9 protein-coding genes are annotated in these 12085 nt (G+C 59.0%); 3 read left to right on the top strand and 6 right to left on the bottom strand.

Features of this window, described 5'->3' with window-relative positions:
* Positions 1 to 178: 178 nt before the first annotated feature.
* The 3 genes from proC to purL all read right to left on the bottom strand — a co-directional run bounded on the left by proC (position 179) and on the right by purL (position 4234).
* Positions 179 to 976: a pyrroline-5-carboxylate reductase gene (gene proC, locus VL547_RS10295; protein WP_325577577.1), complete on the bottom strand. Its 798-nt coding sequence runs from the start codon at positions 974 to 976 to the stop codon at positions 179 to 181.
* A gap of 61 nt (positions 977 to 1037) precedes the next feature.
* Complete coding sequence (gene rfaD, locus VL547_RS10300; RefSeq protein WP_325577578.1) at positions 1038 to 2018, bottom strand: ADP-glyceromanno-heptose 6-epimerase; 981 nt, start codon at positions 2016 to 2018, stop codon at positions 1038 to 1040.
* Between the two features lie 5 nt (positions 2019 to 2023).
* Complete coding sequence (gene purL / locus VL547_RS10305) at positions 2024 to 4234, bottom strand: phosphoribosylformylglycinamidine synthase subunit PurL (protein ID WP_325577579.1); 2211 nt, start codon at positions 4232 to 4234, stop codon at positions 2024 to 2026.
* A 100-nt stretch (positions 4235 to 4334) separates the two neighbouring features.
* Here purL and VL547_RS10310 point away from each other — a divergent pair, with 100 nt between their 5' ends.
* From VL547_RS10310 to VL547_RS10320, 3 genes are all read left to right on the top strand, one after another.
* Positions 4335 to 5468: a hypothetical protein gene (locus VL547_RS10310; protein WP_325577580.1), complete on the top strand. Its 1134-nt coding sequence runs from the start codon at positions 4335 to 4337 to the stop codon at positions 5466 to 5468.
* Positions 5469 to 5564: 96 nt separating this feature from the next.
* Positions 5565 to 7757, top strand: coding sequence for a glutamine synthetase III (locus VL547_RS10315; RefSeq protein ID WP_325577581.1), 2193 nt, complete (start codon positions 5565 to 5567; stop codon positions 7755 to 7757).
* A gap of 367 nt (positions 7758 to 8124) precedes the next feature.
* Positions 8125 to 9456, top strand: coding sequence for a DUF5690 family protein (locus VL547_RS10320; protein ID WP_325577582.1), 1332 nt, complete (start codon positions 8125 to 8127; stop codon positions 9454 to 9456).
* Here VL547_RS10320 and VL547_RS10325 read toward each other — a convergent pair.
* From VL547_RS10325 to VL547_RS10335, 3 genes are read right to left on the bottom strand one after another with little or no spacing between them, the layout of a single operon-like run.
* Entirely contained in the window at positions 9453 to 10598 is a 1146-nt protein-coding gene (locus tag VL547_RS10325; RefSeq protein WP_325577583.1) for a TIGR03364 family FAD-dependent oxidoreductase, read from the bottom strand. The two genes, VL547_RS10320 and VL547_RS10325, sit on opposite strands and share 4 nt — an antisense overlap.
* On the bottom strand, positions 10598 to 11293 hold the full coding sequence (locus VL547_RS10330; protein ID WP_325577584.1) for an HAD hydrolase-like protein: 696 nt from the start codon (positions 11291 to 11293) through the stop codon (positions 10598 to 10600). The genes VL547_RS10325 and VL547_RS10330 overlap by 1 nt, the downstream gene beginning before the upstream one ends.
* A 46-nt stretch (positions 11294 to 11339) precedes the next feature.
* Positions 11340 to 11918, bottom strand: a complete 579-nt coding sequence (locus VL547_RS10335) for an XRE family transcriptional regulator (protein WP_325577585.1) — start codon at positions 11916 to 11918, stop codon at positions 11340 to 11342.
* Positions 11919 to 12085 lie beyond the last annotated feature (167 nt).

The raw sequence follows: 12085 nt of genomic DNA on the forward strand, positions 1-12085 counted from the left end.
AGTGGGGTGGGGTGCCTCTTTTATCCCGTTTTGCGAAACGTTTCGCAAAACGGGATAAAAGAGGCACCCCACCCCACTCCGCAAGGCCTACACGCTTGGGAACGAACGGGGGCGGAATCTGTCGCCGGGCAACCCGAGGCGAGCCGGGCAGGGACGGTGGGGCGGGAGCCGGGCGGATTTAGGGCTTGAGGATTTTGTCGTAGGAGGCGACGATCCCCTTGATGAGGGACGAGCTGAACCCCTGATGCTCCATCTCATTGAGACCGGCGATGGTACAGCCCTTCGGGGTGGTGACCTTGTCGATTTCCTGTTCGGGGTGGCGGCCGGTGCGGATCAGCAACTCCGCCGCGCCCTTGACGGTCTGGGCGGCGATGAGGCTCGCGGTCTTGGCGTCGAAGCCGATCTCGATACCTCCCTGGATATTCGCGCGGATAAAGCGCAACGCATACGCGATCCCGCAGGCGCCCAGCACGGTGGAAGCATCCATGAGCTTTTCGTCGATGGTAACGGTACGGCCCAGGGTATCGAACAGTTGCTGCACGAAGGCCACCTGTTCGGAGGAGGCGTGGACGTGGCTGAGACACGTCATGCTTTCCTGTATCGCGATGGCGGTGTTCGGCATGGCGCGGAACAAGGGGAGCGTTTTGCCGGCGGCTTGCTCGAGCTCATCCATCCAAACCCCGGTGACGACGGAGATCAGCAGGTGTTGCTGCGCCGACAGCGTGGGGCCGAGCTCGCGGAGGATGTCGCGGACGTTGAAAGGTTTTACGGCGAGGATCACGGTGCGGGCCTGGCGGACGGCTTCCACGTTATCGCTCATGACGACCACGCCCTGGGCGGCGAGGTCCTCCAGCAACGCGGTGTTGCGACGCGTAACGATGATGTCGCCCGCGGGCAGGAACCGGCTCTTGATGAGGCCTTCGGCGATCGCGCGGCCAAGGTTGCCGCCGCCGATGATGGCAAGTTTGTTGGACATAAGATCAGCTTTCGGGCCGCCCGGGGCGGCTATTCAACATTCGGCCCGTAAGGGGCCATGGTCAATAGAACTTTTGCGGCGCAAGGTAGTTCCGGACGTAGTCGCCGACGCCTTCCTCGAGGCTATAAAATGGCTCCGGGTAGCCCGCGGCGTCCAGTTTCGCCATATTCGCCTCGGTGAAGTACTGGTATTTATCGCGGATATCCAGCGGCATATCGATAAAACGGATGTTCGGCTCCAGGTCGAGGCCGGCGAAGGTGTTGCGCGCCAGGTCGTAAAAGGATCGGGCGTTCCCCGTGCCGAGGTTATACAGCCCGTTGGGGGGGCGGTTATCCATCAGCCAGGTACAGACCTTGACGACGTCCTTTACATACACAAAATCGCGGAGCTGTTGCCCGTCTTCAAAGTCGGGGCGGTGCGAGCGAAAAAGCGCCACCTCGCCTTTATCGCGGATCTGATGGAACGCGTGGAAGATCACGCTGGCCATCCGGCCCTTATGGTATTCGTTGGGCCCATACACGTTAAAGAACTTCAGCCCCGCCCAAAACGGCGGCTGGACCGGGCTCTTGATCGCCCACTTGTCAAATTCGTTCTTGGAGACGCCGTAGGGGTTGAGGGGCTGGAGGTGGAAGGGCGACTCGTGGTCGTCATTATACCCCAGCGAGCCGTCCCCGTAGGTAGCTGCGGAGGACGCATAAACCAGGGGCGTGGCGCTCCGGACACAGTAGGACCAGACCTTTTTGGAATATTCCACGTTGAGCGCCTCGTGCACGCTGTAGTCGAACTCGGTGGTATCGGTGCGGGCGCCGATATGGAAAAAAAAGTCGATTGCCGGTCTCTCCGCCGCCAACCAGTCGAACAATTCGGAACGCTCGACCTTGGCCAGGTAGCGCTTACCCTCCAGGTTCGGGACCTTGTCCGCGCGGGAAAAGTCGTCCACCACGGTGATCCGTTGGTATCCCAGCTCGTTGAGGTATCCCACCAGGACGCTGCCGATAAAACCGGCGGCCCCGGTAACGATGATTTGTGCGTTGGGTGTCATGGTATCTAGTTCTGCAGGTGGCTTTCGAGGGCGGTGTCGTAGTGCTGTTTCCAGGCGCCGATCATGCCCCAGTCTTCACCCTGGACGCGGACCAACCCGTCGGTAACTTCCCCCAGCTTTTCAAAGGGTATACCCGCGGCGGCGGCGGCGGTTTCGAGGGCGGAGGCGCCCTGGCGGCCGACGCTCACGACGACGCGCCCCTGGGCTTCGCCAAACCAGTAGCCGTCGGGACGCAGGCTCTCGCCGGTCTTTACGTTGAAGCCAAGTCCGCGGGGAAACGCTTTTTCCAGCAGACAAACCGCCAGACCGCCCTCGCTGACGTCGTGCGCGGAGCGGATCTTCTTGTTTCGGATCAGGCTGAGGACAAACGCCTGCAGGGCCTTTTCCTCGTCCAGGTCGAAGTAGGGCGCGGGGGAGTGCGCCACGCCTACGATCTTATGCAGGTACTCGGAAGAACTTATGTCGTCGCGTCCCTTGCCCAGGAGATAGACCGCGTCGCCGGCGGTCTTGAAGTCGAGGGTCATACGGTCGCCAAAGGAAGACAGCAGACCGACCATGCCGATCGTCGGGGTCGGGAACACCGGGCCGTCCGGGGATTGGTTGTAGAAACTGACGTTCCCGCCTGTAACGGGCGTGTCGAAAGCGAGACAGGATTCGCCCATGCCCTTGATGGCGTGTACGAATTGGTAGTAGACCTCCGGATCGTAAGGATTCCCGAAGTTCAGGCAATTGGTGATCGCCAGGGGCTGACCACCCGAGCAGACGATGTTGCGGGCCGCCTCGGCTACGGCGATCATCGCGCCCTTGTGGGGGTCGGCATAGACGTACCGGCTGTTGCAGTCCGTCGTCACGGCCAGCGCCTTGCCGGTGCCTTTGACGAGGACGACCGCCGCGTCGCTGGGGGCGTTGGTGGAGGCGTTGCCGGTGCCGACCATGCTGTCGTACTGGGTATAGATCCAGCGCTTGGACGCGATCCCCGGGAGGCGGACCAGGCGCTCCGCCACCGGTTTCAGAGCGGCGGGCTGGGGCACGGCGGAAGCGTCGAAGGCGGAAATCTGTGCAAAATATCTTGGTTCGCGGTATTCCCGGTCGTATTGGGGCGCGCCGCCGCCGAGCACCAGGCTTTCGGCGGGAACATCGGCCTCCAGAACCCCTTCTTTGTAGAATTTCAAACGACCGTCGCCAGTCACCTCGCCGATCTGGGAGCAAGGCAGGTCCCATTTTTCAAATATCTTCAGCACTTCGGCTTCCTTGCCCTTTTCCATGACGATGAGCATCCGCTCCTGGCTCTCCGAAAGCAGCAGCTCCCAGGCCTTCATGTTCTTCTGGCGGGTGGGCACGCGGTCGAGGTCGATCCGCATCCCGACGCCACCCTTGGCGCTCATTTCGGACGTGGAACAGATGATGCCCGCGGCGCCCATGTCCTGCATGCCGACCACGCCGCCGTGCGCGATCACTTCCAGACAGGCTTCCAGGAGCTTTTTTTCCTGGAAGGGGTCGCCGACCTGTACCGCGGGGAGCTGTTCCGCGCTTTGCTCGGTTATATCCGCCGAGGCAAAAGCCGCGCCGCCCATCCCGTCCTTACCCGTGGCCGAGCCTACGATAAAAACGGGATTACCCGCTACGTTCCCGGCGGTGGCGCTGATGGTTTTGCCCACGCGCACGACGCCCACGCTCATCGCATTGACGAGGGGGTTGGTATGATAGCATTCCTCAAAATAGACTTCTCCCCCCACGGTAGGCACGCCAAAACAGTTCCCGTAGTGCCCGATCCCGTGTACTATGCCCGCCAGCAAACCCTGGGTCTTTTCCTCCTCCAGGTTACCGAAACGGAGCGAATTCAGCGCCGCGATCGGCCGGGCGCCCATGGTAAAGATGTCGCGGTGGATGCCGCCCACGCCCGTGGCCGCTCCCTGAAAGGGCTCGATGGCGGAGGGGTGATTGTGGGATTCGATCTTGAACACGACCGCGTCGCCGTCGCCGATGTCGACGAGGCCCGCGTTTTCCTCCCCCGCCTTGACGAGCAGCCTCGAGCCGTCCCGGGGCAGCGTCTTGAGCCATTTGATGGAGTTCTTGTAGCTACAGTGCTCACTCCACATGACGGAGTAGGCGCTCAGTTCGGTAAAATTGGGGGTTCTGCCCAGGATGCCTTTGATGGCTTCGAATTCTTCGGGCCGTATGCCCAGTTTTTCTGCAACGTCGACGGTCGTATCCATTATGTTCCTTGAAAGAGTGGAAGCGCAAAGTTACGAAGACACACCCATGATTCCTAGGCAGCTCCGCCGCCTTGTCGGGCCCTTTTCATACCTTCGGGCCATGGCCCCTGCCCCTTTGCCCCTCCCAACCCGCTGGGTCGTAGGTCTATTAGGCGTCAAGCTGCTCTGCGCCCTCGGGTACGCTTACCTGTACTTCCATCTTCGGCCCGCCACCTCGGACGTGTGGGGATATTACGACCAAAGCCGCCAGCTCGCAGGGATGATCCATACGCCCGCCGATTTCTTCAACTACGCGTTGCCCACCCACGGGAGCTGGTCGTTCTGGATGCACTACAACGCCTGGAATAACCTCAAGGAAAACGTGTATGTGCTCCTGCTCCTGGTCATGAATCTCCTCACGGGCGGGAATGTGTATGCGGACACCGTCCTTTTTGCGGTATTGACATTTACCGGATGGCTTCGCCTGATGCGGTTGTTCCGGGCGCTGTACCCCGGGCGGGCGCACGTCTGGTACGCCCTGCCGTTCCTCTTGCCTACTTTCCTGTTCTGCTACAGTGGGTTACATTCGGACGGGCTGATTTTCGCGCTGCTCGGATGGTTTGCGTGGGACGCCTACCGGCTGTTCGTGTCGGCGGCGCCGCATTCCGATGGAGACGCGGCCCCGCGGCGTCCGCCGGTCTGGCGCTTTGTGCTGATCTGTCTCCTCTTTGCCTGTTTTAAGGCGTTTTTCCTCGCCCTCCTGCTCCTCCTCGTACTGGCGTGGCGGCTGCGCCGGCCGTATGGCTGGCTCTTCCTGACGGTGGCGGGCGCCCTGCTGCTGGCGGTGACCGTTCCGGAGCAGGTCAGCCGGCAACAGGAATATCTGGCCTTGCACGAGCTACGGCCCGAAAGCGCAACGACCGCGCAACCGCTCACCGCGGGCTCCTATCTTTCCCATTTGCCAGGGGCGGTCTGGACCGGGCTTTTCCGGCCGGCGCCCTGGGAGGGCCGCAAATATCTGGTTAGTGCGCTGGAAGTCTGGCTGTTATGGCTTCTCCTGGTGTACGGCTTTACGCGCCGGGTACGGCGGTCGTTTTTCGAAGCCTCCTGGGCGTGGCTCACGGTCATGTTTTGCCTGCTGATCGGATACACCATCCCCGTGATGGGGGCCGTCATCCGTTACCGCGCCCTGTTATTCCCCCTGGTATTGGGGCTGTGCCTGCTGCCGCTCGTTCGACCGCGCAAGGCATTATAAATTAATTGCATCTTTATAATTTCCTCGCGGAGGGCCGCAAAAAAATTGTTTTTTTGTTAAGTTTAAAGTTTTTTTGCCCAACTAAATTTTTTATCGATGTCATCCCTACGATTCAAAGCTATTGACAAGCTCACTGCTGACAAGGGGGAAGTGGAAGCGCCCGCTACCTCCCGGATCACCGCCATTTTCAATGAGAACGTCTTCACGCTCAAGACCGCCCGCGAGTTTTTGAGTGACGAAGGATACAAAAGCCTCGCCGCTTCCATAAAAGGCGGTAAAAGGATCGACCGGAACATGGCCAACCAGATCGCAGCCGGACTTCGTCAATGGGCCGAATCAAAAGGCGTGACGCACTTCACCCACTGGTTCCAGCCTCTTACCGGCGCCACTGCCGAGAAGCACGACTCCTTCTTTACGCTGAAGAGCGACGGGTCCGCGCTCGAAGAATTCGACGGGGCCGCGCTCATCCAGCAGGAACCCGACGCGTCCTCGTTCCCGTCCGGCGGCATCCGCGCCACCTTCGAAGCCCGCGGGTACACCGCCTGGGACCCTTCCTCACCCGCCTTTATCATCGAAACCGGGGAAGGCAAGACGCTCTGTATCCCGACGATCTTCGTTTCTTATACCGGCGAATCACTGGACTACAAGGCGCCCTTGCTCAAGGCGCTCGACGCCCTCAACAAATCCGCCGTCGAGGTTTGCAACTACTTTGACCGGAACGTCACCAAGGTAACCGCCACCCTGGGCTGGGAACAGGAATACTTCCTGATCGACGCCGGTTTTGCCAACGCCCGTCCCGACCTGACGATGACTGGGCGCACCGTCTTTGGCCACGCCCCCGCTAAGGGCCAACAGCTGGAAGACCACTACTTCGGCTCGATTCCCGAACGCGCCTACAAATTCATGCGCGACTTCGAGTCGGAGTGCTACAAGCTGGGTATCCCCCTGCGCACCCGTCACAACGAGGTGGCCCCTTCGCAGTTTGAGTGCGCCCCCATCTTCGAGGAAGTGAACCTGGCCGTCGACCACAACATCCTGATGATGGACGTCATGAGCCGCGTGGCGGCCCACCATGGCCTGGTCGTGCTGCTGCACGAAAAGCCCTTTGCCGGGATCAACGGCTCGGGCAAGCACAACAACTGGAGCATGGCCACCGACACCGGCGTCAACCTGCTGGCCCCCGGTAAAACGCCGAAGACCAACCTGATGTTCCTGACCTTTTTCGTGAACACCATCAAGGCCGTCCACGATCACGCCGACCTGATGCGCGCCGCCATCGCGTCCGCGGGGAACGACCACCGCCTTGGCGCCAACGAAGCGCCCCCCGCCATCATCTCCATCTTTATCGGGAAATACCTTACCGAGGTCCTGGCCGAGGTCGAAAGCCGCGTGGGCAAAAAGTTCAGCGAGCAGGACGAGATCATGCTCAAGCTCGACATCCACAAGACCATCCCGGAGCTGCTCCTGGACAATACCGACCGTAACCGTACGTCCCCCTTCGCCTTCACCGGCAATAAATTCGAGTTCCGCGCCGTGGGCTCTTCGGCCAACTGCGCCAACGCCATGATCACCCTGAACACCATCATGGCCGACACGCTCCAGCACTTTAAGAAAGAAGTCGACGCGCTGATCGAAAAAGGGGAAAAGAAAGAGGTCGCCATCATGCAGATCATCCAGCAATACATCGTTTCCGCGAAGAAAGTGCTGTTTGAAGGCGACGGTTACAGCGAAGAATGGCAAAAAGAGGCCGAGCGCCGCGGCCTGCCCAACGTCAAGACCACCCCGCCGGCCCTGGATGCCTTCGTGACCAGCAAGGCCAAAAAGCTCTTCGAGACCCACCACGTCTACAACCACGTCGAGCTGGAAGCCCGCCACGAGATCGCTCTCGAAGATTATATCAAAAAGGTACAGATCGAAGGCCGTGTGATCGCCGACCTGGCCACCAACCACATCCTCCCCACCGCCTTCACCTACCAGAACACCCTGATCCAAAATATCAAGGGCATGAAGGACCTCGGGCTGCCCGAATCCACCTATAAGGCGCAGCTGGATGTCTTGACCGAAATCTCCGAGCACATCAACGTCGTCCGCGCCAAGGTCGAGGAAATGACCGAAGCCCGCAAGGAAGCCAACGCCATCGCCGAAAGCCGCGCCCGCGCCATCGCCTACTGCGACAAGGTAAAACCCTTCTTCGACGAGATCCGCTACCACGTGGACAAGCTCGAGATCCTCGTGGACGATCGACTCTGGGAGCTCCCGAAGTACCGCGAAATGCTGTTCCTGCGCTAGCGCCGCCCGCACCTTGCGCCAAAACATACAAAAAGCCCCCAAACCTTTCGGCTGGGGGCTTTTCTATTACCCGTATCTATGAAAACAAAGAGCCCAGCCTTGGCAGGGCTGGGCGAACAACTTACTTAGTGGCAAAAAGTATAATCTGGAACTAATAATAAGACCCCTAACCGGCACCTTTTCGCTGCCTGGGGGATGCAGGTTTCGCCGACCCGGAAAAGCCGTTTACCGACCGGCCGGGGCGCCGGCGACCGTCCGAGGGCGCCGGAAGGCGCCGAGCGCTCGCCGGGCGAGTTTAGCGTAAGTAAACATTTAGTAACAATTCCATAAAACAGTTTACCCATGGCAAGACCCTACCTTTAATATTATGCGCACCACCGAGGTCCTCCGCCAGAGGATGCAAAAGGCATCACCCCTGACCATTTTACTGCTGAGCAGCGTTTCCGCCTGTTGTATCTATGTGTGTACCTATGGGTTCCGGAAGAGCTTTGCGGCGGCGACCTTTGAGGGCCTGGTATTTTGGAAAATGGATTACAAGGTGTTGCTGGTCATTGCGCAGGTATTCGGGTACGCCACCAGCAAGTTCATCGGGATCAAATTCATTTCGGAAGTCAAGCCGGAACGACGTCCATTCTATATCATTGGCTTGCTGTGTTTTGCGTGGCTGTGTCTGTTGGGACTGGCGATGACGCCGGCGCCGTGGGGGATCGCATGGATGTATTGCAACGGCTTGCCGCTCGGGTTGATCTGGGGGCTCGTATACAGCTACCTGGAAGGACGGAGGGCAACGGAGGTGATGGCCACCGTCCTGGCGGCATCGCTGATCTTTTCGGCCGGGGTCGTAAAGTGGATCGGCCGGACGATGGTGGTGGACTGGCATATGCAGGAGCAGTGGATGCCGTTTACGGTGGGCGCCATTTTTTTCCTGCCCATGCTGCTGTTCGTGTGGCTCATCAGCCTGACGCCACCCCCCACCGCCGAGGACAAGGCGGCGCGGTCCGAACGGACGCAGATGTTCGCGGCCGACCGCAGGGCCTTTTTACGCAGCTTCTGGCCGGGATTCCTTTTCAACCTCGGGCTGTACATCACGCTGACGGCCATGCGCGACCTGAGGGATAATTTCGAGGTGGAAATCTGGCAGGGGCTGGCGGGGCATCCCGTGGCGCCTTCGGTATACGCATCCATCGATACCCCGGTTTCAATCCTGGTCTCCCTGTGTATGATCGCGCTGGTTTTTATCCGCAGCAACAAAAAGGCCTTCCAGTTCTCCCATGCGCTAATCCTGTTAGGGTTCCTGTCGATCGGTCTGGGCTCTTATCTTTTCTACAACCACATGGTGTCCCCGGTGCTCCTGATGTACCTGGCGGCGTTCGGCCTGTACATGGCCTATATCCCTTACCAGGTCATCTTTTTCGAACGTCTGATCGCGGTGTTCCGCATCAAGGGTAACATCGGTTTCCTGATCTATGCAGCCGACTCGATCGGCTACGCCGGTAGCGTGGGCGTGCTGCTTTACAAGGAATTCGGGACTCACTCCCTGTCCTGGGGGTCGTTCTTCATATGGGCGCTGACCATCGTCGCCCTGGTGGGGATCGTCTGTATCGGGTTGTCATATCGCTACTTCATGCGGAAGATGCGCAAAACCGTGCCCGTGGAAGACGCGATGATCGCGGCGCAGCCCATGGCGGAGATGGCCTAGGCGAACAACTTCGCGATGCTCTCTTCAGCGTAGCCGGCGGCGGACGTCATGCCCTTCCCGCCTATAGCGGTGCGGATATGGATGACCCCGGAAAGGTCTTCTTCCACGATGTCGCGTTCCTTATGCTGCGGATAGTACCCCGCCCAGACACGGTCGAGGTTGCGCACGTCGAAGGACACGATGCGTTCCGCTTCGCGGAGCATGAGCTCGTTGACGTGCGTTTTGAGCGAAAAACCGAGGTCGTCGGCCTCCATGGCGCCGGCGTATTCGTGGGAATCGCCGATAATGATACTATGGTCATCGGCTTGTTTGAACAGCACGTGAATCCCCCATTCCTTTAGCTCCCGGAGGTGCTCCGGTACGGACAGCCCCGCAAAGGAGGGGCACTCCTCAAATGACTCGTACCGGCGGATGGTCAGACCGGTTAGGATGTTCCCCCTCAACGCTACGTCGGGCATCGGCCGGGTCCGCATCATCTGCAGCTTGCTGACGACGATACCGCTGGCGGCAAATAGTTGGGGAAAGAGGAGCTTGAACTCCCCTCCGTTACACACGACGGCTTTGGCGGCGGTCAACCGCTCCCCCGCGTTGGTGACCACCGTCACGCCCTCTGCGGACGGATAGCAGTCCACCGCGGTCGTCAGCGGCCGGTAGGTGAACCGCGGAAAGGTCTCGACCATGTAGTCGAGCACCCGGTAGATCATGCGCTCCGGCGCCACGCTCACTTCATCGGGGAAATACAAACCCTCCCGGCAATACGACGACCGAAGGGAAGGCCACCGCTCCAGACAATCGGCCGAGGTCAGCATCAACGCCGGATAGCCGCGGCCATCCATGATGCCCTTGAGCTCGTGGATGATTTGCTGTTCCTCCGCGTCCGAAGCGATATATACCGTGCCGCCCGGACGGACGGTGATGTCGGCGTGCTCCTGTAGAAAACGGTACCACTCCAGGCTCCGCCAGCCATAATCGAACCACCGGCCGGCCATACCGCTGGGTACTACCTGGCCGAAATTGCGGACCGTTGCCTGGATGGGATATTGGTCTTTTTCGATGAGGGTGACCGACAGGCCGCGCCGCAAAGCATGAAAAGCGTGGAAAGTGCCCAGTACGCCCCCGCCGACGACAAGCAGGTCGGCCATCAGTTGACGCTTTCGAGTATCGGGATGAGCTCTTCCATGTGATCGATGATGTGCGTCGGATGGTATTTCTCCAGTTCTTCCCGCGTGAACGCCCCGGTGGTGACGCCGATGGAGAACAGGCAACCGGCATTCAGGCCTTCGTTGATGTCCACCTCGGTGTCGCCGATCTTGACCACCTGGCGGGGATCGGAGATACCCGCCTCACCCATCATTTTCTGGATCATAAAAGGCGCCGGGCGGCCGGAGGGCACTTCGTCGCTCGCTACGACGTAGTTCACCTTGCCCTCCTTTTGCCATCCCAGGCGGTCCAGGATAGCCTGAGCGATGTCCTTGGAAAAACCGGTGTCCAGGCCGATCTTCACGCCCTTCTCCCGGAGATAGGAAAATACCTTGTCAACGCCGGGGAGGGGCTCCACGCCCTGCCCGGTCTTATAGTAGCTGATCATCAGTACGACAAATCGCTCGTGGATGTCGATGATCAGCTTATCGGTGATTTTTGAGGGATCTTTTTCGTATTTCTCCAGCAACATGCGGATGGCCACCGGTTTTTTATAGCCCATCAGGGGATTGACTTCCTCTACGTCGATGGTATAGCCATGTTCCTTCATGGCCTGGGAAAACGCTATCGCTACATTTCCTCCGTCGAGCACCGTGGTGCCGGCAATGTCGAATACGACCAATTGAACCTTGTTCATGAGGCCAAAGGTATAGTATAATTAAACTTTTGGCCCGAAATCGATGTTATTTATCTATGAAGAAGTAAACTACCAGGATAACGGCTTCTTCTTCCCCGATATTTTTTGGGTTGTGCGGTTCCCGGGCATCGAAGTAGATGGAATCGCCGGGCCCCAGGATGTGCTTGTTCTCCCCGATGGTGTATTCTATATTCCCGCTGATGACATATTTGAACTCGAAGGCGTCGGTACGCACCATCGCCCTCCGGGAATTCTTTTGCAGCCGTAGCAGGACGATGTCGATGTGCTTGTCCTGGACGTGGGTGGACAGGATCCGCTGATACAAAAAGCCGCGCGCATTTTCCTTTTGAAACTCCTGGTATTGCGCCTTTGTACGCACCAGCACCTTGTCCTCTTCGCCATTGTCACCCTGCAATTCATCGAAGAAAGCGTTCAGGTCGATGTTTAGCGATCGTATAATGCTGAGCAGCACCGTCAGCGAAGGAACCGTCCGGTTGTTTTCTATCTGCGAGATAAAACCCTTGGTAACACCCGCCTTATCAGCCAGCTCCTGTAGGGTAATCTGCCGTTCCTTTCGTTTTTCCTTGATCTTATTGCTGATCTGGAGAATGACGTCTTTCTGCATAGCGACCCCTAAAGTATAAAAAAAACCACACCCTACCCACCCGGTCATCCCTACTCACCCTTACCCTGCGCCTGCCTTGCCGTTGCTCCAAAGCGTGCCCGGGGGGTCTGAGGGGTCCACCCCACTTTTTTCCTCGTTTTCGCCAAACATTTGGCGAAAACGAGGAA

It is taken from the genome of Dinghuibacter sp., from assembly GCF_035492835.1.
GTDB lineage: Bacteria > Bacteroidota > Bacteroidia > Chitinophagales > Chitinophagaceae > Dinghuibacter.

What these genes read in the sequence shown, in the direction of transcription:
- VL547_RS10315 (WP_325577581.1), top strand. Translation starts at nt 5,565, where the DNA reads ATGTCATCCCTACGATTCAAAGCTATTGACAAGCTCACTGCTGACAAG.
- rfaD (WP_325577578.1), bottom strand. Translation starts at nt 2,018, where the DNA reads ATGACACCCAACGCACAAATCATCGTTACCGGGGCCGCCGGTTTTATC.
- VL547_RS10335 (WP_325577585.1), bottom strand. Translation starts at nt 11,918, where the DNA reads ATGCAGAAAGACGTCATTCTCCAGATCAGCAATAAGATCAAGGAAAAA.
- proC (WP_325577577.1), bottom strand. Translation starts at nt 976, where the DNA reads ATGTCCAACAAACTTGCCATCATCGGCGGCGGCAACCTTGGCCGCGCG.
- VL547_RS10310 (WP_325577580.1), top strand. Translation starts at nt 4,335, where the DNA reads ATGGCCCCTGCCCCTTTGCCCCTCCCAACCCGCTGGGTCGTAGGTCTA.
- VL547_RS10320 (WP_325577582.1), top strand. Translation starts at nt 8,125, where the DNA reads ATGCGCACCACCGAGGTCCTCCGCCAGAGGATGCAAAAGGCATCACCC.
- VL547_RS10330 (WP_325577584.1), bottom strand. Translation starts at nt 11,293, where the DNA reads ATGAACAAGGTTCAATTGGTCGTATTCGACATTGCCGGCACCACGGTG.
- VL547_RS10325 (WP_325577583.1), bottom strand. Translation starts at nt 10,598, where the DNA reads ATGGCCGACCTGCTTGTCGTCGGCGGGGGCGTACTGGGCACTTTCCAC.
- purL (WP_325577579.1), bottom strand. Translation starts at nt 4,234, where the DNA reads ATGGATACGACCGTCGACGTTGCAGAAAAACTGGGCATACGGCCCGAA.